The sequence below is a fragment of the Chryseobacterium indologenes genome, from assembly GCF_001295265.1.
GTDB classification, from domain to species: domain Bacteria; phylum Bacteroidota; class Bacteroidia; order Flavobacteriales; family Weeksellaceae; genus Chryseobacterium; species Chryseobacterium indologenes_A.
In genome coordinates, this window is record NZ_LJOD01000014.1 from 79,175 (window position 1) to 102,033 (window position 22,859).

Genomic DNA, 22,859 nt, shown 5'->3' on the forward strand with positions numbered 1-22,859 from the left:
AATTTATACTTCTAAAAAATAGGTATCTGCATCTTCCGGATTAAATGGTTCATCAATCCAAAAAATAGTATATAATTCTTCTTCTCCTATGTTCTTGATATTATGGGTATACCAGATCGGCATGTCTACATAAGCAGGCTGGGTTCCATCCAAATAAAAATCCATTACTTCATCAGTATCAATTTTTCTTAACTGAATTAAAGCTTTTCCTTTTATGACTGCAAATCGTTCTATTTTTCGGGTATGATAATGATTCCCTCTTGTAATTCCCGGTACTGTAGTTGAGAATGAACACTGCCCTCCTATCCCTAATCTGATTACTTCTACAAAAGCTCCTCTTGGATCTGTATGTTGAGTAAATTTAACAGGATACCGTTCTTTATGGTTGATGTAAGAACGATAAGTATTGAATAGGTTGTGCTCAAATGTATCTTTTAAAACAGGAATTTCTCCTCCATCCAGATATTTATCTTTAAAATCATTCAATAAAGACAGAACTTCTGAAACTTTTTTGATGGCAGTTTCTACTACCAATAATTCCGGCTGGCTTTTTTCTGAACGGATTTCAGTAATAATTTTCATCACAAGCTCCTGGACATAGATTAGTTTTACTTCACCATCATTATCAATTTTTGGTGTCTCACCATGGGTTAATTGATGACAAAAAGTAGCAATAAACGAGTTATAAAAAGGTTTTCCAAAAGCACCAAACACATTCGGAATAATCAATCCTGTTACTCTTCCTCCATATTCATTAGCCCAGTTTACTATCGTTTCTCTTCCTGCACGTTTTGATTTTCCATAAAGATTATCCCGTTCTTCCTGTGTAGATGATGAAATCAAAACATGGGCTTTAGATTCTGTTCTCTTTAATGAATCTACCAGCTTTTGGGCTAAAGCAACATTGGTCTGATAGATTACTTCCTGGCTTTCATGACGGTTCATTGCAGCTAAATGCACAATAACATCACATTTTGATACAAAAGCATCTAGGTCAGCATCATTTTCAAAATATTCTTTTTGAAAATCAATACGTTCAAATTCTTCAGGAAATAGACCTAAAGTATTATATAAATGACGGCCAACAAAACCATTCTGACCGGTAATTCCTATTTTTTTCATAATTTAATATTAAAATGATCCAAAGGAAAACGATATTCATCTTTGATTTCTCCTAATTCATAATCGGCAAGTACTAATAATTTGCTATTTTTTTCTACAGCTTTGATAGCGGTAATACATCCTGCTTCTATATGAAGAAAATCCAGTGTATCAGAACTAAGATCATAATATTCAGCTTTTAAATCCGATGAAGGATTATTAAAATCATCAACGTGAACTACTGCTATTCTGAAACTTCCTTTGGTACAAGCAAACCAGCGCTGCTCAATAGCATGTCCCTGCCAGCCTCTTATAAAGTCAGTATCTGAGTTCTCTATTGTATAGATCCTTTTAACAGCAGAAGCATCAAAATCATTATTGAATTTAATAATACCTCTTTCGTCTTTAAATTGATTTCCTTTAGTAAGCATATTTTCTCTTTTATCGTTTCTAACAAACAAAGAATATAATCCTAGTAAGGATATTGCATTACATCTTCTCCAAACACTTCTTTACGTATTAATGGTAAGCTTGAAACAAGTTTTTTAAGTCCTTCTACTCCCTGCTGCTCTGTATTGTGTGAATGATAATCTTCCACTTTAGAAATATCCTCTTCTCCTTCTGAGAAATATTTAGCATAGTTAAGATCACGGTTATCTGCAGGAACGCGGTAGAAATCTCCCATATCTTCAGCTTTTAGCATTTCTTCACGAGTACAAAGTGTTTCATAAAGTTTTTCACCATGACGAGTTCCAATCACTTTAATAGGAACCTCTTTACCTGTTAATTCGATCAAAGCTTTTGCCAGATCACCAATACTTCCTGCCGGAGCTTTGTTTACGAATAAATCTCCTGGGTTTCCATGCTCAAAAGCAAATAATACAAGATCTACTGCGTCTTCTAAGGACATGAAAAAACGCGACATATTAGGATCTGTAATTGTAATCGGTTCTCCTTTCTGAATCTGGTTCAAAAACAATGGAATAACCGAACCTCTGGATGCCATTACATTTCCATAACGTGTAAGACACACAACAGTATTTGTAAGATTTCTGGCTTCTGCTACAGCAACTTTTTCCATCATTGCTTTAGAAATTCCCATTGCATTAATTGGATAAGCAGCTTTATCCGTTGAAAGGCAAATTACTTTTTTCACTCCATTAGCAGCAGCAGCACGGATTACATTCTGTGTTCCTTCCACATTAGTTTTCACAGCCTGCATTGGGAAAAATTCACATGAAGGAACCTGTTTTAATGCTGCTGCATGGAAAATATAATCAACACCTCTTGTAGCAGGTTCAACACTTGTATAATCTCTTACATCTCCAATGTAATATTTTATTTTAGCATTTTTATATAGGTTTCTCATATCATCCTGTTTTTTCTCGTCACGGGAGAAAATACGGATTTCCTTAAAATGATCAGTTTCTAAAAATCGGTTAAGTACTGCAGTACCGAAAGAGCCAGTACCTCCTGTTATCAACAAGACTTTATTTTTTAATTCAGACATATGTATATTTATTTAGTTTTTATTGTGTTCCAATATTCCTGTAATACTTCAGTTTGATATTTGTTAATATCCTTTATATTTTTATATTCTTTTCTTACATTACTATTTTTACTCACCTCATAAGTATAAGATTCTGAGTTCCAAAATATTACCCCATCTACTTTTCTTTTATTATAAGTAAAATTCAATAGCTGACTTACATACCACTGAAAATCATTTGGATTTATAAGTGTATTTTCAGCCTGCGCATTATGATACCTATTCCAAACAAATGGATAAACTGCTTTATTAAATTTTTTACCAAGTTTTAAAGATAATGTAAGGTTTGAAGATACAAAAGTTTTTATTTTTTCTATATTCTCCGGTTTTTTTTCATCCTGAAGATACATACTGGGAGCCAAAAAATCCAATTCTTTAAGTAAAGGATATGTACCCACAGTAACATCATTTTCATGGCCAGGGGTTACATAAGGATAAGAAGTTAAATTATAACCATAGAATGTCCATTTTACATTAGGTCTAAGAAGCTTTGCATATCTAATCATCCCTATATGATTATTTAAAATTCTATTATACTCATTAACGCTCACTTTTTTTTCCTTTAAAAGGATTAGTACAGATTCAGCTTCTACATCTAATGCTGCATAGCCCGACATTTTAGCATTGGGAATCTGTTTATCAACTTCTGCTTTAAATTTCTTTTTATCCAGATTCAAATCTCTGTCAATAATATAATCCTGATAAAAAATATAAAAATTTTTCACTTTATTTTTCTTTACAAATTCCTGTTGTACAGGATTATGTATTTCTGAGCAGAAAAAAATTTGCTGTTTTTTCTGAGCATCTATAAACATACCCAAAAATAACAATAGAGATGTAATAAACTTTAATTTCATGATAAGGTATTAATTAGGTTTATAATTTTCAGGCTTTGAATAGTTTCATTTTTATTATTTAAAATGAAGTCTTTTGCACGTATCCCCATTTGCTCCTTTTCATCCTTGGGAATATTCAGAACATTTATTATTGTATTCTTCAATCCATCCGCTCCATCAGAATCACAAGTATAGCAATAGTCATAATATTCTTCAGGGATACCTTTAAGCTTGTATAAAATAGCAGGTGTTCCCGAGCTTAAATATTCTATTGTTTTGGAAGGAAAAGAAAATTTTGTAAAATCATCCTTGCCCTCTCTAGGGTTTATGAGTAATGTTGCTCTCCTTTGCAGATTAAGAATTTCTGATCGATCTATCTGACCTTTAAAAATAATTCGACTGTCTTTCTGAGCATATTCTTTAACCTTTTCTTCCCCATCTCCTGCACCACAGATCCATAATCTTAAATCATCATTTTCTATAGATGAGAAAGCTTTTAATAAATTTTCGATTCCGTATCTTAAAGCTAATGTTCCTGAATAAAAAAGTGTTGGTAAAGTTTCTTTAGGTCCTGTACTAGATTCCTTTCCATTACTATAAATCCCCTCAATAATATCAAATGGTTTTTTTACATCAAAGTATTCATCCATGTATTTTGACAAATATATATATGAATCTATATTTTTGATATTACGATCCACAATACTTTTGGTATAGGCATTGTAAATCTTAATATGTAATTTGGTATTATCACTTCCCATTAAATGAGGAAGATCTGGAACTATCATACATATCTTTACATGAGGTAAAACTTTTTTTATATAAGCAGTAAGTTTAAAAAAATAGGAAAACATTCCATAGATAACAATTGCATCTACAGGATTTTTCTCTTCTACGAACTGTTTTTTAACAGCTTGTTTAAGAGCTTTATATTTAGAAAATTCATTGAAAAACTTTACATTCTTAAAGCCTAGTTGATGTATTTGTATTTTATCATTTAATATTCTTTCTTCTTGGACGAACTTCAGATCATAAGATTTTGGGAAATCACCTAGAAAAGGTACTGTAATAATATTAATATTCTGATTAATATTATTTTCTAACCCTTTAATAATATTTTTCTGCATTACATCGGCAGCATATTGAAAGATTCCTTTAGAATGGGTTCTAAAGAAGTCTATATTTTTTTCTGGAAATAATCCGCCAATAAAAGTAATGTTCATATCAAATTTCATTTTCAACAATCTTACGGAAATTAGTACTTATTCTTTCTTCATCAAATTCCTTTACCCCGTATACATAAGCATTTTTAATTAATCTATTCTGTTCATTGCTATTTAGAACCTTAATCATTTTTTCTACATTAATTTCATCAGATTCTTCACTGTTAATAATCAAGGCTAAATCATTATCTTGCAATAACTTTATAGACGCAATATCTGTAGGACCATATGCTAAAATCAAATTTTGAGATAATAAATATTCAGGAATTTTTGTTGAAACAGAGAGTTTTGTTAAAGATCTATTAAAAAGGTCATCACTTTCGGTATGAAGCAAAATATCTGTATTGATAATTTCCTGATAAAGTTCTTTTCCCTGTACCTTATTTTTTATAAAAATATTATTTTCTGCGAAGCTATTTCTTAGTGAATTATCAATTTCCGAAGGAGTATAAACATTAATTTCTATTTTGTTTTGCTTTATTTTAGAAAATATTTTAGCCAAACGAATAATCATCTTATCGCGGTTAAGGTGTAGTCCTCCAAAATAAGATACAATCATTTTATCTTTAGCCTTTTTTTGATTTTTCTCTACTCCTTCATAAATCTTCGGATTTACACTATTCATAATAGGATTAAACTTTTTCTCATAATGTTCAGTGTAAACCTGGCACATCAAATGACTGATTCCAAAACATAGATCGGCCTTATTAATTGTTCTTTGATATGCTTTATAGAGTTTTTTATATTGCAGCTTTTGTAAATAATTCTTTTTTTGTGTTGAAAAAATATAATCGTCCGTAAAATAAACGGCAGACTTAAGATTATATCTTTCTGCAATTTCAACCATTATATCATGTGAAAAAACCTGATTGGCGCCTACAAAAAAAAGAAAATCAGGATTCTGCTGTTGAATCCATTGATGTAATTTTCCGTTGTTTTTTACATTTTTAAATTTCCAGAGATAGTCTCTGAAAATAGCTAAATTATGTTTATATTTCCGTAAATCTCCCCCCTTCTTTGAAGAAAGCATTATGTCTTGAACTTCAACAGAAGATATTTTTTTTTCTTTACTTTTTACAAGAAGATCTCTGTCTGTAATTTTAAAATATGCTCCAGCATAATCCTCATCTATATCTTTATCTTCTACAAAATAAATCTGGGATAATTCTTCTTTTCTAAAATTTCTAAAAATGGATTCTAAAGTCTTTCCGTTGTTAGAAATTTTCGAAAAAGGATTGTGACTAATAATTAGAACTTTCATTTTTATTTACTTTTTTAAAGAATCTAAAATTTCCAAGAATTTTTCACGCTGGTTTTTCCTATAGTGATTTTTAAAGAATATAGTTTTACCATTCTCTATATTTCTATCTAACAGCTTTTTATCCGTAAGGTTATTTTTCAACACCTCTCTCCATTCTGTTCTATTTGTATCATCACATACTATTGCAAGATCATTTTCTTTAAGATAAGCAATTGATGCAATATCTGACGGCCCTACTGCGATAATAGTTTTCCCCAATGACAAGTATTCAGGAATTTTTGTAGATATTGAAAACCGGGTATATTTCTTAATATTATCATCAAATGACTCTATAAAAATGAGAGCATCATAATCACTGAGTGTCTTTAATACTTCTGTTTGTCTGATAAATCCTTTATAAATAACGAATGGGAATTCTTTAAAATAATGTTCTACGTTTTTCCAATCGTTATGGCTCGTATATATTGCTATTTTCTTAATAGTCACATCATCATTAGCTATCTTACATAATTCTAATAAAGAAGCCCAACGATTGAGATGCAAACCTCCTGCATAACATAGTGAAAGCTTTTCTTCAGTTTTATTTTCATCTATACATGAGCCTGCATATTCCTCCACATCGTTCATTAAAGAGAAAAATTTACATTTTTTATACCTCCTTTCAAATTCATTTTTCATTGCATCTGAGATAACCAGTGATTTTTCACAGTTACTAAACAGTGTTTTCAATGTTTTCAAAGTGAGTTTTCTTTGTATAGAACTAAGAAGTGAATCTTTATAGATCGTTGAAGGCCAATCATCCATAAAATGGGGTAAGACAGGAATATTAAACTGACGCTGAATATTCAAAGCCAGATTTATAATCCGTCTTCCGTAAGGTAATAGATAAACAATATCTGGATTATGATGTTTAATAAATACCTTAAGATCATTATTTATCTGATAATTAAGCATATCTGCTGATGAGGATATACTTAACCTAAGATTCTGCTTGAGTTTTGCTAATTTACTTACACTTGTTTCAGTAACCAATACAGGAGGAGCATCTGTAATATTTACTGATTGCTTTCTTACTTTCGTTAAAATCTCTCCTAATTGTAAGTTTCGACTGTCTAGAATAAATTTATTATCATCTATAATTTCTCCTGTATGATAGGATTTTAATTGCAAAAAGGACAACTTATCGACAGGCCAGCCGCTGAATATGTTTCTAATTGTAATAGCAGTAGCATCTGTACCGTGATGAAAATCACAGTCACTTACAATCAAAACCTTGGGATATTTAATCTCAGACATATAGATTTAATAATTTATAGGAAATTAATTGTTCTTTATTGAATAATAAATTTCTTTTAGCGTTTCTCCGTTGGTATGTATACTATGTCTTTTATGCCCAGCCTCTTTCTCGTTTTTGGATAATTCTATATTGGATGTATTATGAAACACTTCGCAAACAATGCGGGCAAGCGATTCTACTTCTTCATATCGATATAAATAACCTGTTTTATCATCTTCTATCATATTTGGAACTCCTCCGCAGTATGAAGAGACAACCGGAACTCCCAGGATTTGAGCTTCACCTAAAGAATTCGGACTGTTTTCGATTGATGAAGGACATACAAAAACGTTGGATTTCAGATACATTTGTATCATTTGTTCTTCATTTAACCCTCCAAGAAATACTACTTTGGACTCAAGTCCGTATTTCTTTATCAAATTTGAAATATAGCGGGCATATGGCCCCATCGTTAATTTTTCTCTGAAAGTATTACACTGGATAATATTCTTTCCACCAATATATATTTTAGTATCTGGATAAGATCTTAGAATTAAAGGAAGAGCTTTTATTACCTGATGAATCCCCTTTAAAGGTACCATTCCCTGACTTAAAAATATAGAATGCTTTTCACATTGTTCATAATTCCATGATTGTGTATAAAAGCCTTCTCTTAGTGTTTCATTACAAAAATGATATTTAGCATTCGGATTTATTGCCCACACATGATCTTTATCCCAGTCAGTTCTTCCTATTATGTTGGTGACAGTCTTGATATATTCTATTTCTGTTTTCCCCCTTTTCTCCATTTGATACTGCTGATCATAAAGTGTATTTTTCCTTATTTTATCATACAGGGAGGTGTTATCATCAATTTCGGATTTTGATAAGCTACCTAAAAAATATCTTGTATAAACGCTTGTAAGTCCTTGTATTGAAACAACACATTGATGAGCTCCGCTAGCTTTTATATAGGATAGCCCATAAGGAAATTCTGTTCCATGTATATGAACAATGTCCGGATTAAAAGAATTATTAATGGTTTTCCATACTTCTCCAGCCACTTGATTCATTTCAGAAATATCTTTTTCAGGTACCAAAAAATAAGTTATATTGTTAACAACAATTTCCTGAAGCTCTGTTCCTGCATACACTGAAGCTACAGCTAAAGAAACATCTGCCTGAGATGAAAGGTATTTTGAAAGGGCAAACATCCAACCTCCTACAAAGGGTTTGGGTAAGTTTATTTTCTCACAGATATCCGGTAACAGAATATTTGTTATCCACAAAACATTAATTTTTTTATTCATCTATATCAAGTGTTTTTCTATTTCTTGATCTGTAGCACTGATTACTTTTTTGTTCCAGCACATAGCAATACAATACCATACCAAAAAGAATCGTATGTTAAACATTAATACCCCAGCTGGTATAGCCTCAATAACATACAGAATCAAGAAGCCACTGCAGACTTTCAAATAGTAATTTTTAGATTTAAAAATCCCATTTATTAAAGCAATCAAAATAATGAGAGCAAAAGGGATTATATATATTAATCCTCCTTTAAGAATTAAATTGAGATATCCAGCTTCAATAATATTCCTGTCATCAGCCATTTCGTCATCTAATCCAAAAACATAATCTGTCTCGTATAAATTATATTCGCCGCTAATTCCTCTTCCTGCGATCCAGCTCATGTTATCCATATCTCTATTAAAATCCCGTAAAACAGCTCCTCTAGTATCAACATCAAGTTTTTCTGCAAATTCACCAAATAATGCTTCAAAAAAGAGATTATACGCAATAATAGCGCCAAACCCGATTACCAAGGTCGCTATAATAAGCATAAGCTTCTTCAGCTTACTTGCATTCTTATTAAGATAGTTTATAAAGATAAAAAGCATAAAGGTCCAGCTAAATATCCATACTAAACTTCTTCTTGCTGCCATCAATGCAATTAAGAAACCTACAATAAAAACAATAACCGAAATTATTTTCTGTTTTTTTGTTAATTTGGAAAAACTTAAAAACAAAAAAAAGTTTGGAAAGCAGAGGTATTTTATACTGTCTTCAATATACGCTGTCAGAGTTAACTTCTGACTATCCACAATGAGCGTTAATATTATCGTTGCCAGAAAAAATATATTAACAATATGAATACTCTTCAGTATATCTTTAAAATCTTCAATCCGGAAAAAACGAGTAAAAAACATTAAAAAATAAGGGAGTAGAACATAAGGGGATAAAGTAATACTCCTTATATAATCATAACTCAGCTCAAATCCTTTTAAGCTTATATATAAGGTCCAGACTCCTAAAAAAATATATAATATATTTTTTCTAAGCGCTAGATTATTCTTTCTATATCGAAACATTTCAAAAGCGCTCACTGCTACTAACAGTATTGAGGCTAATAATGATCCATAGTAAAGCATAACTTTAATATCATCATACAAAAGAGCTAAAACATTAAGTATAGACAATAATGTTAAGAAAAAGAACTGTAATTTTATTAGCGGAACTTTCTTTATAACTATCATCTGTTTCAGCTTTTGTTTTTAAAAATTTTCAGATATTGTATTGGAGCTAAAATAATTGCATTAAAATTAGAAATTGTAGCTGCAATAATAACCGATTCCACTCCCCAATTAAATACTTTGATAAATAGCATTGTAAGCCCAATAAATAAAAAGGGAGAAACTAAAGACGCTTTGAATTGAACATCCAATGCACTTATTCCGTTAAGTATTATACAATAAACACTACCAAAAAAAGACAATGCTGTAAATAAAAACATACATAATGATATTGAAAAAGGGATTGTTATATGTGCTTTCCCCAACCATAAATCATATACAATGTTTGATGCCATTAGCATTACAAATCCTATTAATGTTAGACCTATTGCTATTTTACGATATTTATTTTCTGCACTTTTTATCCACTGATAATCTTTTTTAGCATACGCATCTGTTACAGCAGACCAAAGAGGTGTCATAAAAATAGCCATCAGCATAGTTAAAATACTAAAATATTTAAATACAATATTATATACTGTAACATCATCTGCCCCATAATTTCTGATAATAATAAAATTGGCAGTCTGATATTGGATAATACCTGCTATCTGAATAATAAAAAACTTAAATCCAACCCCCATTAAATCTTTAGTTAAAGAAAAATTCACTGAAGATAAAGATGGCTTTATTTCTTTAAGTTTTGTATAAAAACTTGATAAATTGAAAAAAATTAAAATTATTACAGGTGCAATGCAGAGCCCATATGCAAGATTAGTGAGAGAACCTGTTGTATATTTGGTTAACAAGAATATGACAATTAAAGAAACGGCTTGTTCTGCCAATGTTTGTAAAGAAGCTTTTGCCGGAGATTGATATGCTAGTAAAATAATATGAATTGTAGAAAGTACAAATCTCGCACAGAAATAACCTACTGATATTATAGCCACTTTGCTCAATTCAGAAGACAATCCTGTAGAAACTTTCAATAAATCAGACCAATTGATAAAAAGGTTTGCAAAAAAAAACACGGCAAATATTCCAACAGAAATCAATGTCAAAATTGCATAAGTGGTACTTACATATTGCCTTGCACGTGATATATCTCCAATGGCTAAACTTTCTGTTAATTTATTTCTAAGACCATTGTTCAGACCTATATCAAAAAAACTCATCCAACCTACAATGGAACTTAGAGTTAACCATACTCCATATGATTCAGCATCAACATATTTAATAGTAAGAGGCAGAATCAAAAAAGAAATAGGGAGAGATAATAATCGCGTTATAAAAAGAAAAAATATATTCTTCTTTGCTTTTATGGATCTGTTATCCCCATTTTTAAAAAAAGAGCTTAAATAGCCTAGGGTTGTATTTTTTAATTGCGTAAACATTCGAGTAAATAAAGATTAAATTCATTAAATTAATAATGAATTTATAGCCTTGCATCAACCAATTTTCTATCCAGACACGCCTTAGTATCAAATATTATAGCATTATCTTTTTTTAATTTATCTAAATCCATTGTAAGGAATTCACTATGAGAAACTGCAATAATAAGAGAATCATACTTAATATCTTCATAAAGAGTATCTAGCAGATCAATACCATATTCATGCTTAACTTCCTGTTTACTAGCCCATGGATCATATATATCCACATTAATTCCATAGTCTTCAAGTTCTCTATATATATCCACCACTTTTGTATTTCTTACATCCGGACAATTTTCCTTGAATGTAATCCCAAGTATAAGAGCTTGCGAACCTTTAATAATCCCTCCTTTGGATATTAGTAATTTGACAACTTTAGAAGCAATAAATTTAGCAATAGAATCATTTACACGTCTTCCTGATAAAATTACATCTGGATGATATCCTAGCTGCTCGGCTTTATGGGCTAAATAATAAGGATCAACAGAAATACAGTGCCCCCCTACCAATCCTGGTTTATATTTCAAAAAATTATACTTAGTCCCCGCTGCTTCTAGAACATCATTAGTATCGATACCTATCCTATCAAAAATTAAAGCTAATTCATTTACGAAAGAAATATTTACATCTCTTTGTGCATTTTCAATAGCTTTTGAAGCTTCAGCAACTTTAATACTGGAAGCTTTATGAGTGCCTGCAGTAATAATTTTTTTATACAGATTATCCACTTCCGTAGCAATATCTTCTGTGGATCCTGATGTAACCTTCATTACATTGGTAAGAGTATTTACCTTATCTCCGGGATTAATTCTTTCTGGAGAATATCCTACATAAAAATCCTTATTATATACCAGTCCAGAAAATTTTTCTAGTACAGGAACACATTCTTCTTCTGTACATCCGGGAAAGACAGTAGACTCATATATTATTATATCTCCTTGTTTTATTATCTCTCCAAGCATTTTGGAAGCAGAAATTAAGGGATTTAAATCAGGAGCATTAAATTTATCTATAGGCGTAGGAACTGTAACTATATATATATTAGCATTCGCAATATCAGATAACTCACTTGTTCCTTTGTATCCAATCTCACCTTTTGAACTCTTGTATCTTTCTAAACCTTCAGTAAGTTTTTCAACTTCGGCTTCAAGTGTTACATCTTCCCCATTATTAAGCTGGTATATTCTCTGTTCATTTATGTCAAATCCAAGTACACTATAATATTTTGAAAATTCTAAAGCCAGTGGTAACCCTACGTAGCCTTGGCCTATAACAGCAATTTTATAAGTATTCATCGTTTGAATGTTTTTGTAATCTTACTAAACCAATTGGTATGTTCTACATTATTATATCCGTAACCGTATTTATTGTTATACCCTAAGCTTTCTTTATTTACATCATTCAAAACAAAACCAACATTCTTAATTTTGCCAAGATCAATATTATTATTAGCAAATTCAGTCAATGCTTTTTCTGTATATCTTGATCTGGAAACATAAATGGTTACATCTGCTAATTCAGCAATTAAGAAAGTATCTGTTACCAAAAGTAATGGGGCGGTATCTAAGATAATATAATCATATTTAGCCTTTAGTTCTTCTAATAATTTTTCATATCTACCGTTTGATAACAACTCTGTAGGATTAGGTGGAATCATACCCGAATAAATAACATCCAAATCTGGATTAAAAGATGAAATATGTATAATATCTTCCAACTTGGTTTGATCTGAATATAAATACTCAGTAAGTCCTGCTAATCCTTTTCTAGCAGGATTATATCTTTGCAGCTGAGGGTTTCTGATATCTGAACCTATAATAATTGCCTTTTTCTTAGGGTTTGCTAATGTTAAAGCCAAATTAACAGAAGTAAATGTTTTTCCTTCTCCTTTTACAGTTGAAGTTACAAATACAACTTTACCTTTCTTTTCTTTAGGAAGCATAAAATTCATATTTGTAATAAGAATTCTGAATGCCTCTGCCATAGGGGTTATATCATTTACCCGTACGATATCTGAATCTCCTTTTTCAAGACTAGGTAATTCTGCAATTACCGGAGCATGTACAAGTTTATCTAGGTCATGTTTAGTTATAATCTTATTATTAAACATTTCAATCAGATAGATCAATAAGAATGGTATTAATAATCCAATAAATAATCCGCCTGCGTAGATAACTATTTTTTTAGGAGATACAGGAGCACTTGATGCATAGGCTAGATCTATTACTCTTGCTTTAGGAGCAGTAATAGATTGTGCTATAGCTGTCTCTTCTCTTTTTTTTAGTAATAATAAGTATAAATTCTCTTTTATCTGTTGTTGTCTTTCAATACTTCTAAATATCTTTTCAATAGAAGGTAATTTAGATATTTTACCTGAAACTTTATTCTGTTCTCCAAGATATTCATTTCTAGCCAATTCCAATCCATCTCTATTTTTTTGTAAACTTTGTATAATAGAGGTACGCATTGAATTTATTTGTTTCGTAACATCTATTACCGCAGGGTTTTCTGGCGTAGCAGACTCTAACAATCTGGTTCTCTGTAATATTAATTGATTATAAAGTGAAATTCCGGAAGTTGCTTCAGGATTGCTCAAGCCTACATTAGATGGCAGGACCTGATAAAGTCCTTGTTTATTGACAAATCCAATCAAAGTATTAGTTAATTCCAGCTGAGCATCAAGATCAAGTTGTTTAGCTCTGGCCGCAGCTGAACTTTCCAAGCCTATTCTAGCTTCAGTTTCTAGGTCCGTAAGGTTATTTTTAGTTTTAAAATTTTCTTTCTGATCTTCTACTTGTCCTAACTCAACCGAAAGTTTTTTAATTCGATCTTCTATAAAATCTAGCGTTTTTTTAGACTCTAGATTTTTATCTGTTATAGCATCATTATTATATGCAATAACAAGTGAGTTTATTATATCTTTGGCTTTTTCTACCTGAGGATATACTAACCCTAATCCAACCACTGTAGATTTCTTGCTATTTACTCCTATACTTGAAATACTTTGAAGACTAGTTACTTTAGACTCAAGAGATGAAATAGTTAAATTGAGCTCATTAACATTTAGTCCTTTAACTGTTAATGGATTAAAAATAGAATTTTTAACAATAATAATATTAGCATATGGCAGACTTATTGTCTGGCCAAAGCCGGAAACAATCTTTTTATTAAGTTCATCCGAAGTTAATGTCAAACTATTCCCATTAATACTAAGATGTAATGGTTTACTTGGGAAAACGCTCAAAGGCTTTTCGTTGATGACCTTTACTAATATGGGTGAAGATTCTTTATAAAGTTCTAACCCTTTAAATTTATTTTCCGCATAAACACTTGCTTGTAAATCTAATGATGTAACTACATCACGCATTAATTTTTTAGACTTTAGAATCTCTATTTCATTATCAATGCTATTAGTTTTCATCCCACCAAAACCGGATAAGTCTTCAAGCACTCCAAATTCACCGTTAGAGGCTGTATTTTTAGAATCTTTAATCAGGATACTACTCTTAATTTCATAAACCGGAGTTATAAGTTTCATTAAAAAGTAGCTTAGAAATAAAAATAAAAGAGCTGAAATAATGAACCAAGGCCACTTTCTTACATATGGTTTTACAATTTCATTAATATCAATATTATTCGGACTGTTTTCCACTTCAGAAAAGTGTAAGGATTGCTGATTACTCATTAATTTTTTATTTCTTAAATAAACCTACAACAACTGCAATTGCTGTAACGGCAATAGAAGCGGCTGATAAATAAAGTGCTGTATTTGGATTTTGTCTGGCTGTTAATTCTTTTGTGCCATTAGAGGCAACTATTATCGCATCTCCTTGTTTTAAATTATAAAAAGGAGAATTCATTAGATTAGCATCATGAAGATTTACTTTCCCATGAATAACTTTCCCATCTTCATGTCGGATTACTAATACATTATCTCTTTTTCCATACATTGTAAGATCCCCAGCTAAACCTAGCGCATTCCAAATAGTACCTTGTCCATTGGCAATAGTATAATCCCCTTGTCTATTCACTTCACCTAGTACCGTAACTTTAAAATTGGCTAGCCTTACATTCACTGTTGGGTTAATAACGTATTTTGTCATTCTATCTCGTAAGTCGTTTTTGAAATCAGCGAGTGACTTTCCTGAGGTCGTAAGCTTTCCAAGAATTGGGAAATCTATATTTCCATCTGCATCTACCTGATAGGTAGGTCCAGAAATAGTCATTCCTCCTTGATTAGGTGTATTTCCCCCTGCAAAACTATTGGTCTGAATAAGTTCAGATGATGAATAGTTTTGATTAAACGGCTTAACAACATCCATATCTTTTGCTGTGATCACAATAACCAGCTGATCACCAGGCTGAATTGTAGAACTAGAGTTTTTTGCAGAGGCTTCGATAGCAACATTTTCTATATTCTGCATATAATTCAATTCATTATTGGCTTTATCTTTAACCTTACAGGAAACTAATATAAACACTGATAATATGGTCAATATTTTACCTTTCATCTTATTTTAAAATTGTACAAATATAACACTTATATTTTTCTATTTATCTAAAGCCTCATATATAGAATTATTACTTCTAAATTCAGGCACGATGTTTTTCAAAATCTTTACAACTTCCACCTTATCTTTTAATACAGAAGCATCTGTTACTAAATTAATAAGTTTCTCAATTTCTACAAACTCCATTGTTGGGTCTTTGGAAACCATAATTTTTTCATTGTGTGTAGATAACGTTTTTGCATTATCACTCAGCAGTTCTTCGTAGAGTTTTTCACCTGGTCTTAATCCTGTATAAATAATCTTAATATCAATATTAGGCTCAAATCCCGACAGCTTAATCATTCTTCTTGCCAGATCAAGAATTTTCACAGGTTCACCCATATCAAAAACAAAGATCTCCGCGCCCTTTCCCATTGTTCCGGCCTGCAGTACAAGTTCACATGCTTCAGGAATTGTCATGAAGTATCTGACAATATCCGGATGGGTAATGGTAACCGGACCGCCAGCTTCAATCTGCCTTTTAAAATGCGGAATAACGGATCCGTTCGATCCTAAAACATTACCAAATCTGGTTGTAATAAACTTGGTTGTATTACCATCAACATGCTGTAGAGACTGGACAAACAATTCAGCAGCTCTCTTAGAAGCTCCCATTACATTAGTAGGATTCACCGCTTTATCTGTAGAAATCATTACAAATCGGTTGACCTTATAACGGCTGGAAAGTACTGCAATATTTTTTGATCCTAAAACATTAACACGAATTGCCTCATTAGGATTTTCTTCAACCAAAGGAACATGCTTATAGGCTGCAGCATGATATACCATTGAAAAATTATAGGTCTGAAATAACGGTTCAATCCTGTGAATATTAGAAACATCAGCCAAAACAAATTTGAATCTGATATGAGGAAATTTCTCCTTCATCTCCAGCTCAATGTCATACAAAGGTGTTTCTGCCTGATCCAGAACGACAATTAAAGCCGGGCTAAATTGAGCAACCTGTCTTAGAATTTCACTTCCGATAGATCCTGCTCCTCCGGTTACCAGCACATTCTTATTAAAATGCCTGCTTTTTACCTCTTCATTTTCTATTTTGATAGGTTTTCTGTTCAGAAGATCTTCAATCTGAAGATTCCGGATAGATCCACCCAAATCACTGTCTCTTAATTTCTGTACGGAAGGAGCTTTGAATATATTCAGATCTTTTTCTAAAAACAAATTAACCCAGGCGTTCATTTCGTCTTTAGACATCATTTCCTTAACGATAATAACCCCGTCTATAATGAGTTCTTCTTTTGTAGCTTCTTCTATTTTTCTTTTTTCATAGATAGGTTTCCCTAATAAGGACGCTCTTTTTGAGTCTGTTCTTTGAGTTAAAAATCCCACCACCTGATAAGGCAGGCTGGGGTTATCCAGAATAGCACGGGCAATAGCAATAGACTGCTCATCAATTCCAAGAACCAAAATTCTTTTTTTCAGAGTACTTCTTCTGTATTCTCTTACAATATGAAAAAATTCTTTCACATAAAGTCTGAAGAGAAAAAGCCCCATAAAGGAGATGATAAAATACAGGACCAGGAAAGGCGTTAAAATAAATTTCCCTCCTGTCACCCAGAAGTAGATGAGATTTACAACACCTATAACCGCCATTGTACAGAAACAGGAAATCAGCAGTTTGAAAAGATCAATAAAAGTGGAGTGTCTTATAATTCCTGCATAGGTCTTGAAAAAATACATAAACATGGTATTCACCACAATAATAAAGGTAAAAACAATACTTTTATCTTCGTGATAAATAAATTCCTTCTGAGTAATTTTTTCTATAGTATAAGTAGAAAGAAATAAAGATATAACCAAAATGATAATATCTATTACAAGTATTATCCATCTGGGAAGATATCTTACATCCGAGAGATTGACAACATTGTCTCCTCCAAATATTTTTTTCCTAAAAGAGCTGTACATTGTCTGTATTTGTGTTCATATTTAAAACGGCTAAAACCAATTTTTAATTAATATTAATTTCAAAGCATTGATACAAAATTAAAATAAAATCCCATCTTTATTTGATTTTCATGAATAAATTTAGGGAATTTCACATCTTAAGGATTTCAGCAATTCTTTCCCTGCAATCGTCTGTTAAATTAGTCCCCGATGGCAGGCACAATCCACGGTCAAAAAGTGTACCAGAAAGATTATTTCCGAAAAACTTATATGTTTTATACAATGGCTGAAGATGCATGGGCTTCCATAGATATCTGGTTTCTATATTATTCTGAGAAAACTGTTCTCGAAGTTTTTCTTTTGGAAAATTATTTTTCAAAAGAATTGTATTAAGCCAGTAGTTGGAAAAGAAATCACTATTCGGAGCCGAAAAAAGGTCTATATTTTCGTGGTCTTTAAGGCAGATCTGATAAAAATCATGGTTTTTTCTCCTTCCTGTGATTTTCTCTTCAAGAGTTTCCAGCTGGCCGCGGCCTATTCCTGCCGTAATATTATCCATCCGATAATTATATCCAATCTCTGAGTGGCAGTAATAATCTTTATTATCTTTAGCCTGTGTTGCCAGAAAAAGGGCTTTCTTTTTATCAGCTTCATTTCTTGAAATCAGAATTCCCCCGCCCGCCGTGGTAATAATTTTATTTCCGTTAAAACTGATCACTGAAAGGTCTCCGAAAGTTCCGCACAACTGCCCTTTATATCTGCTACCAAGAGCTTCGGCACTATCTTCAACCAATGGAATTTCATATTTACGAGAAATGCTGAGTATTTCGTCTACCCTGAAAGGCATTCCGTATAGAGAAACAACAATAATTGCTTTGGGCTTTTTCCCTTTCTGAATACAGAATTTAACTGCTTCTTCCAGTGCATCGGGACACATATTCCAGGTCTGTTCTTCACTGTCTACAAATACCGGAACAGCTTTCAAATAAAGCACAGGATTGGCAGAAGCTACAAAAGTGAATGACTGGCAGATTACGAAATCTCCTTCTTCTACATTCAGTAATCTCAGAGCAAGGTGAATAGCTGCCGTTCCGGATGACAGAGCTGTAACATGGGAACTTCTTCCTAAATAATGCTCAAGACCGTTTTCAAATTCATCTATATTCGAGCCGTATTGGGAGATCCAGTTGGTATCAAATGCGTTTTGTATATATTGAAGCTCATTCCCTCCCATATGCGGTGGTGAGAGCCAAATTTTCTGTTTTTCCAATATCTATTTATGTTTCTCCAAAAGTATCATTTATTTTTTCATATTCAAAGCCTCTGCTCATCAAATATTTTATAGTTTTTACTTTTTTTTGATATTCCTTCAATCCTTTTTGCCTGGAAGCATAATTCTCGTAAATTTTTCGGATCATTTTTTCATAATCTTCTTCATCAATCTCATCAAAACAGGTGTCTATAAGTCTTTCGGAAATCTGTTTTTGTTTCAGATTCATCCTAATCTTATTTCTGCCCCAATGTTTGATATAGAATTTACCTCTGATATAGCTCCGTGTAAAGCGCTCTTCGTTCAGAAAATTCTCCTTCAGAAGATAGAGCATAATCTCTTCCTTTGCTTCATCAATCAGTAAAAACTCTTTCATTTTCTGTTCCACTTCAGCATGGCAGCGGTCCTGGTAAACACAATAGTTCACCACTTTCTGCCTGATTTCCTCAAATGTGAAAGATTTCTTCTCCATAATCAATGAAAAAAGAATGGACAGATGCCCATTCTTTATATTGTATTTCCGTTAACAATTAATAGTTGAACAGTGCTTTTCCTTCCATCAGTTCATTTACTTTCTTTCTAACAGAAGCAAGAACTTCTTCATTTTTGATATTGTCTACGACTTCGGAAATCAGTCCTGCAATAGTATCCATATCATTTTCTTTAAGACCTCTTGTAGTGATAGCAGCCGTTCCCAATCTGATTCCAGAGGTGGTGAATGGTGACTTATCATCAAAAGGAACCATATTTTTATTACATGTAATATCGGCAAGAACTAAAGCTTTTTCAGTTTCTTTACCGTTTACGCCTTTATTTCTAAGGTCTACAAGCATTAAATGGTTATCTGTTCCTCCGCTTACGATATCAAACCCTCTGCTGATCATTGCTTTTGAAAGAGCCTGGGCATTTGCTTTAACCTGTTTAGCATAAGTTTCAAATTTACCGTCTAAAGCTTCACCGAAAGCTACGGCTTTACCAGCGATAACATGCTCCAGCGGGCCTCCCTGAATCCCTGGGAAAACAGCTCCGTCCAATACCTGGCTCATCATTTTGATCTCTCCTTTCGGTGTTTTGTGACCGTAGGTATTTTCGAAATCTTTCCCCATCATGATCATTCCTCCTCTAGGACCTCTTAACGTTTTGTGAGTTGTTGTTGTTACCACGTGGCAGTGCTCAAACGGAGAGTTCAGCAGTCCTTTGGCTACCAAACCTGCAGGATGGGCAATATCAGCCCAGAGTGTTGCCCCTATTTCGTCTGCAATTTCTCTGAATTTAGCATAGTCCAGATCTCTTGAATATGCTGAGAAACCGGCAATAAGCATTTTTGGTCTTTCTCTGAGAGCAACTTCTCTCATCTGGTTATAATCAATAAGGCCGGATTCTCTTTCTACTCCGTAAGAAACTACCTGATACTGGATTCCGGAAAAGTTAACTCCCGAGCCGTGAGTAAGGTGTCCTCCCATAGAAAGGTCCATTCCCATGATTTTGTCACCCGGTTTCAAAACAGCAAGATAAATGGCAGCATTAGCCTGAGATCCGGAATGCGGCTGAACATTTACATAGTCCACACCGAAAAGCTCCTTTGCTCTATTGATTGCTAATGTTTCAACCTCATCTACAACTTCGCAGCCCCCGTAATATCTTTTACCCGGGTACCCTTCAGCATATTTGTTTGTCAGTACGCTTCCCATTGCTTTCATCACGTTTTCTGAAACAAAGTTTTCTGACGCAATAAGTTCTAATCCATGGGATTGTCTTTGTCTTTCCTTTTCAATCAGGTCGAAAATAATATCCATTATACTTTTAGTTTTTGAAATTTTTCACCCCAAATGTACGGAATTTCCGTTGAGATTTCAACAGTGGGAAAAATGATTTTTGAAAGTCCAGCAGTCAAAAGCGATAGCATAATTTACCGGTAAAAGTCTTTCAGAAACCTTTCATTTTAAAATTCTTCTTCCGAAAGTTCTTTATTCACCACTGCTCCGGTAAAATTACCCTGCGCAATGGCATTGGCCACAGATCTCATCATGGTAACATTATCTCCGCAGGCAAAAAGTCCGGGAACATTAGTCTTCTGCATAAAATCTACTTTAATGAAGCCCTGCTCAGTCAGCTCACAGCCTAGCTCTGAAAGATCAATGTTCTGCTCAAAAGGTATTTTGGCATATAGTGCCTTTAGGAAAATTTCTTTCCCTGTTTTAAAGTTAATCTTCCGGATATGTCCGTTTTCATGTTCAATGCTTTCAACCTGATCTTCAATTAAAGAAATATTGTTCTTCTCCAACTTTTTCTTTTGTTCTTCCGAAAGAACCGACTGCCCATTGGATAATAAGGAAAGCTCCTTAGTAAGATTATAAACCAGCTTTGAAAAATCATATGCTATATCACCATCTGAAAGAATTGCGGTAACTTCATTTTTTACTTCATACCCGTGGCAGTATGGACAGTGCAGAACTGAAATTCCCCAGCATTCCCTAAACCCGGGAATATCCGGCATCATATCTTTTACTCCAGACGCAAGAATCAGTTTCTTAGCCTGAAAGCTTTTGCCATTCTGTATTTCAACAGTAAAGCCGTCATTTTGGCTTATTTCTGTTACGGTTCCTTCATGAAATTTCACTGTTTCATATTTTTCAACCTGCTCTTTAGCTAATTCTGCTATTTCTTTTGGGGCTTTACCATCGTGGGTAATCAAATTATGCGAATACGGCGTCTGTCTGTTACAGGGTTTACCATTATCTATTATTAATACTTTCCTGAGTGATCTCCCTAAAGCCATTCCGGCTGATAACCCGGAATAGCTTCCACCGATAATAATAACATCAAAGCTTTTATTCTCCATTATAATTGAGTTTTAATGATTTAACCACCTGTTTGTTTATGCAAAGGTAAATCAAAATTTCACTAATGCAACTAAGTTGCAATAATATTTTATATCTTTGCACAATGAATAAGCGGAATACCAAAACAAAACAGCTGATCCTGGATTCATTAAAAGGGTCAAAATCAGCGGTAAGTCATGATATTTTACAAAAAAAACTGGGCAATGAGATAGACCGGGCTACGATTTACAGAATCCTTAACAGCTTTTGTGATGACGGGATTGTACATAAAGTAGTAAGTGATGACGGGAAGTCTTATTTTGCTCCTTGCCGCAGGTGTTCCGGAAAGCACCATAAGCACAGCCACTTTCATTTCAGATGCCTTCTGTGCGGAACGATAGAGTGTATGCCGGAAGAGGTTGATATTACGATGCCGGAAGGATATCAGCCTGTCAATTTCAATGGAATTATTTCAGGTTACTGCCCGGAATGCTCTTTATCAAAATAATCCGTGTACCTAATTTATTTTTTAAAACCATAAGAGATTAGCTAAGGAAAAAAGCTTTATGCTTTATAAAGAAAAGCAGAAGACAGATTTAAACTTTAATAATAAAGAAAAAGAGAACAAGGTAATTTTTCTTCATGAACGTTTCTTTCAAAATATTTCAAATCTCTGAAGGTTCATTTCTGCCTTTACCTCAGAGATCTTTTTACTCCAATACTTAACCGCGTCCAATTTATCAGGACATTCTTCAATCGTTTTGTCCTGACATGTGATCATCTGTTGTTGGTATTCACTCAGGATATTCTTTAAATATTGTTCGTAATCTTTCGGATTCTTTGGAATATAACCAATTCCGTAACAGCCGCAAGTATAAAATATTTTTCCTGTCCTGAAAAGGCCTTCTATAATTTCCCATTCTTTAACCGCCGTTTTTTTAGGAGCTTTAAACTCTCTCCCAAGATCCGTCATGATGTTACCACATTCCGGGCATTTTACAGATCTTGATTCTATTTCCTTTATCAGTAAATCCAGCTCTTCTTTATTAGCTTTCATAAAAAGATGTCCGATTTTTCTCACACTGCCGTCAGGAGCATGATATACGTTTTCTTT

20 protein-coding genes are annotated in these 22,859 nt (G+C 32.9%); 1 reads left to right on the forward strand and 19 read right to left on the reverse strand.

All coding sequences use genetic code 11. The annotated features are described in order from the left end of the window. Positions 1 to 3 precede the first annotated feature (3 nt). The 18 genes from AOB46_RS17905 to AOB46_RS17990 all read right to left on the reverse strand — a co-directional run bounded on the left by AOB46_RS17905 (position 4) and on the right by AOB46_RS17990 (position 21,765). Positions 4 to 1,122 (reverse strand): NAD-dependent epimerase/dehydratase family protein, encoded by a 1,119-nt coding sequence (locus tag AOB46_RS17905; protein ID WP_062701913.1) that lies wholly within the window; start codon positions 1,120 to 1,122, stop codon positions 4 to 6. Next, positions 1,119 to 1,532, reverse strand: a complete 414-nt coding sequence (locus AOB46_RS17910; RefSeq protein WP_062701916.1) for a WxcM-like domain-containing protein — start codon at positions 1,530 to 1,532, stop codon at positions 1,119 to 1,121. The genes AOB46_RS17905 and AOB46_RS17910 overlap by 4 nt, the downstream gene beginning before the upstream one ends. Positions 1,533 to 1,573: 41 nt before the next feature. Further along, complete coding sequence (locus AOB46_RS17915) at positions 1,574 to 2,611, reverse strand: polysaccharide biosynthesis protein (protein WP_062701917.1); 1,038 nt, start codon at positions 2,609 to 2,611, stop codon at positions 1,574 to 1,576. Positions 2,612 to 2,619: 8 nt separating this feature from the next. After that, complete coding sequence (locus tag AOB46_RS17920) at positions 2,620 to 3,507, reverse strand: hypothetical protein (protein WP_117590588.1); 888 nt, start codon at positions 3,505 to 3,507, stop codon at positions 2,620 to 2,622. Beyond that, positions 3,504 to 4,721, reverse strand: coding sequence for a glycosyltransferase (locus tag AOB46_RS17925; protein ID WP_062701921.1), 1,218 nt, complete (start codon positions 4,719 to 4,721; stop codon positions 3,504 to 3,506). Before AOB46_RS17925 ends, AOB46_RS17920 begins: the two co-directional genes overlap by 4 nt. Beyond that, the gene (locus tag AOB46_RS17930; protein WP_062701923.1) at positions 4,711 to 5,970 is read right to left on the reverse strand and encodes a glycosyltransferase family 1 protein; all 1,260 of its coding nucleotides are present in this window, start codon (positions 5,968 to 5,970) and stop codon (positions 4,711 to 4,713) included. Before AOB46_RS17930 ends, AOB46_RS17925 begins: the two co-directional genes overlap by 11 nt. 6 nt (positions 5,971 to 5,976) lie before the next feature. Beyond that, complete coding sequence (locus AOB46_RS17935) at positions 5,977 to 7,266, reverse strand: hypothetical protein (RefSeq protein ID WP_062701925.1); 1,290 nt, start codon at positions 7,264 to 7,266, stop codon at positions 5,977 to 5,979. Between the two features lie 24 nt (positions 7,267 to 7,290). Then, the gene (locus AOB46_RS17940) at positions 7,291 to 8,556 is read right to left on the reverse strand and encodes a glycosyltransferase family 4 protein (RefSeq protein WP_062701927.1); all 1,266 of its coding nucleotides are present in this window, start codon (positions 8,554 to 8,556) and stop codon (positions 7,291 to 7,293) included. Continuing rightward, the gene (locus AOB46_RS17945) at positions 8,557 to 9,786 is read right to left on the reverse strand and encodes a hypothetical protein (RefSeq protein ID WP_062701929.1); all 1,230 of its coding nucleotides are present in this window, start codon (positions 9,784 to 9,786) and stop codon (positions 8,557 to 8,559) included. It abuts the gene before it with no gap. Positions 9,787 to 9,791: 5 nt separating this feature from the next. Beyond that, positions 9,792 to 11,156 carry an oligosaccharide flippase family protein gene (locus AOB46_RS17950; RefSeq protein WP_062701931.1) on the reverse strand — a complete coding sequence of 455 codons (1,365 nt, stop codon included), beginning with the start codon at positions 11,154 to 11,156 and terminating at the stop codon, positions 9,792 to 9,794. Positions 11,157 to 11,197: 41 nt separating this feature from the next. Next, entirely contained in the window at positions 11,198 to 12,490 is a 1,293-nt protein-coding gene (locus AOB46_RS17955; RefSeq protein ID WP_062701933.1) for a nucleotide sugar dehydrogenase, read from the reverse strand. Beyond that, complete coding sequence (locus AOB46_RS17960) at positions 12,487 to 14,880, reverse strand: GumC family protein (protein ID WP_062701935.1); 2,394 nt, start codon at positions 14,878 to 14,880, stop codon at positions 12,487 to 12,489. The genes AOB46_RS17955 and AOB46_RS17960 overlap by 4 nt, the downstream gene beginning before the upstream one ends. A gap of 7 nt (positions 14,881 to 14,887) precedes the next feature. Beyond that, positions 14,888 to 15,706 carry a polysaccharide biosynthesis/export family protein gene (locus AOB46_RS17965; protein ID WP_062701936.1) on the reverse strand — a complete coding sequence of 273 codons (819 nt, stop codon included), beginning with the start codon at positions 15,704 to 15,706 and terminating at the stop codon, positions 14,888 to 14,890. A gap of 39 nt (positions 15,707 to 15,745) precedes the next feature. Beyond that, positions 15,746 to 17,674: a polysaccharide biosynthesis protein gene (locus AOB46_RS17970; RefSeq protein ID WP_062701938.1), complete on the reverse strand. Its 1,929-nt coding sequence runs from the start codon at positions 17,672 to 17,674 to the stop codon at positions 15,746 to 15,748. A 130-nt stretch (positions 17,675 to 17,804) separates the two neighbouring features. Beyond that, positions 17,805 to 18,887, reverse strand: coding sequence for an aminotransferase class I/II-fold pyridoxal phosphate-dependent enzyme (locus AOB46_RS17975; RefSeq protein WP_062701940.1), 1,083 nt, complete (start codon positions 18,885 to 18,887; stop codon positions 17,805 to 17,807). 43 nt (positions 18,888 to 18,930) lie between these two features. Beyond that, entirely contained in the window at positions 18,931 to 19,395 is a 465-nt protein-coding gene (locus AOB46_RS17980) for a regulatory protein RecX (RefSeq protein WP_185113886.1), read from the reverse strand. Between the two features lie 58 nt (positions 19,396 to 19,453). Next, entirely contained in the window at positions 19,454 to 20,722 is a 1,269-nt protein-coding gene (gene glyA / locus AOB46_RS17985) for a serine hydroxymethyltransferase (protein WP_316934406.1), read from the reverse strand. A gap of 143 nt (positions 20,723 to 20,865) precedes the next feature. Continuing rightward, on the reverse strand, positions 20,866 to 21,765 hold the full coding sequence (locus AOB46_RS17990) for an NAD(P)/FAD-dependent oxidoreductase (RefSeq protein ID WP_062701945.1): 900 nt from the start codon (positions 21,763 to 21,765) through the stop codon (positions 20,866 to 20,868). A gap of 104 nt (positions 21,766 to 21,869) precedes the next feature. Here AOB46_RS17990 and AOB46_RS17995 point away from each other — a divergent pair, with 104 nt between their 5' ends. Beyond that, positions 21,870 to 22,253, forward strand: coding sequence for a Fur family transcriptional regulator (locus AOB46_RS17995; RefSeq protein ID WP_062701947.1), 384 nt, complete (start codon positions 21,870 to 21,872; stop codon positions 22,251 to 22,253). Positions 22,254 to 22,400: 147 nt separating this feature from the next. Here the strand turns inward: AOB46_RS17995 and AOB46_RS18000 are convergent, their stop codons facing one another. Then, positions 22,401 to 22,802, reverse strand: a complete 402-nt coding sequence (locus AOB46_RS18000) for a hypothetical protein (RefSeq protein WP_131724416.1) — start codon at positions 22,800 to 22,802, stop codon at positions 22,401 to 22,403. Positions 22,803 to 22,859: the final 57 nt, after the last annotated feature.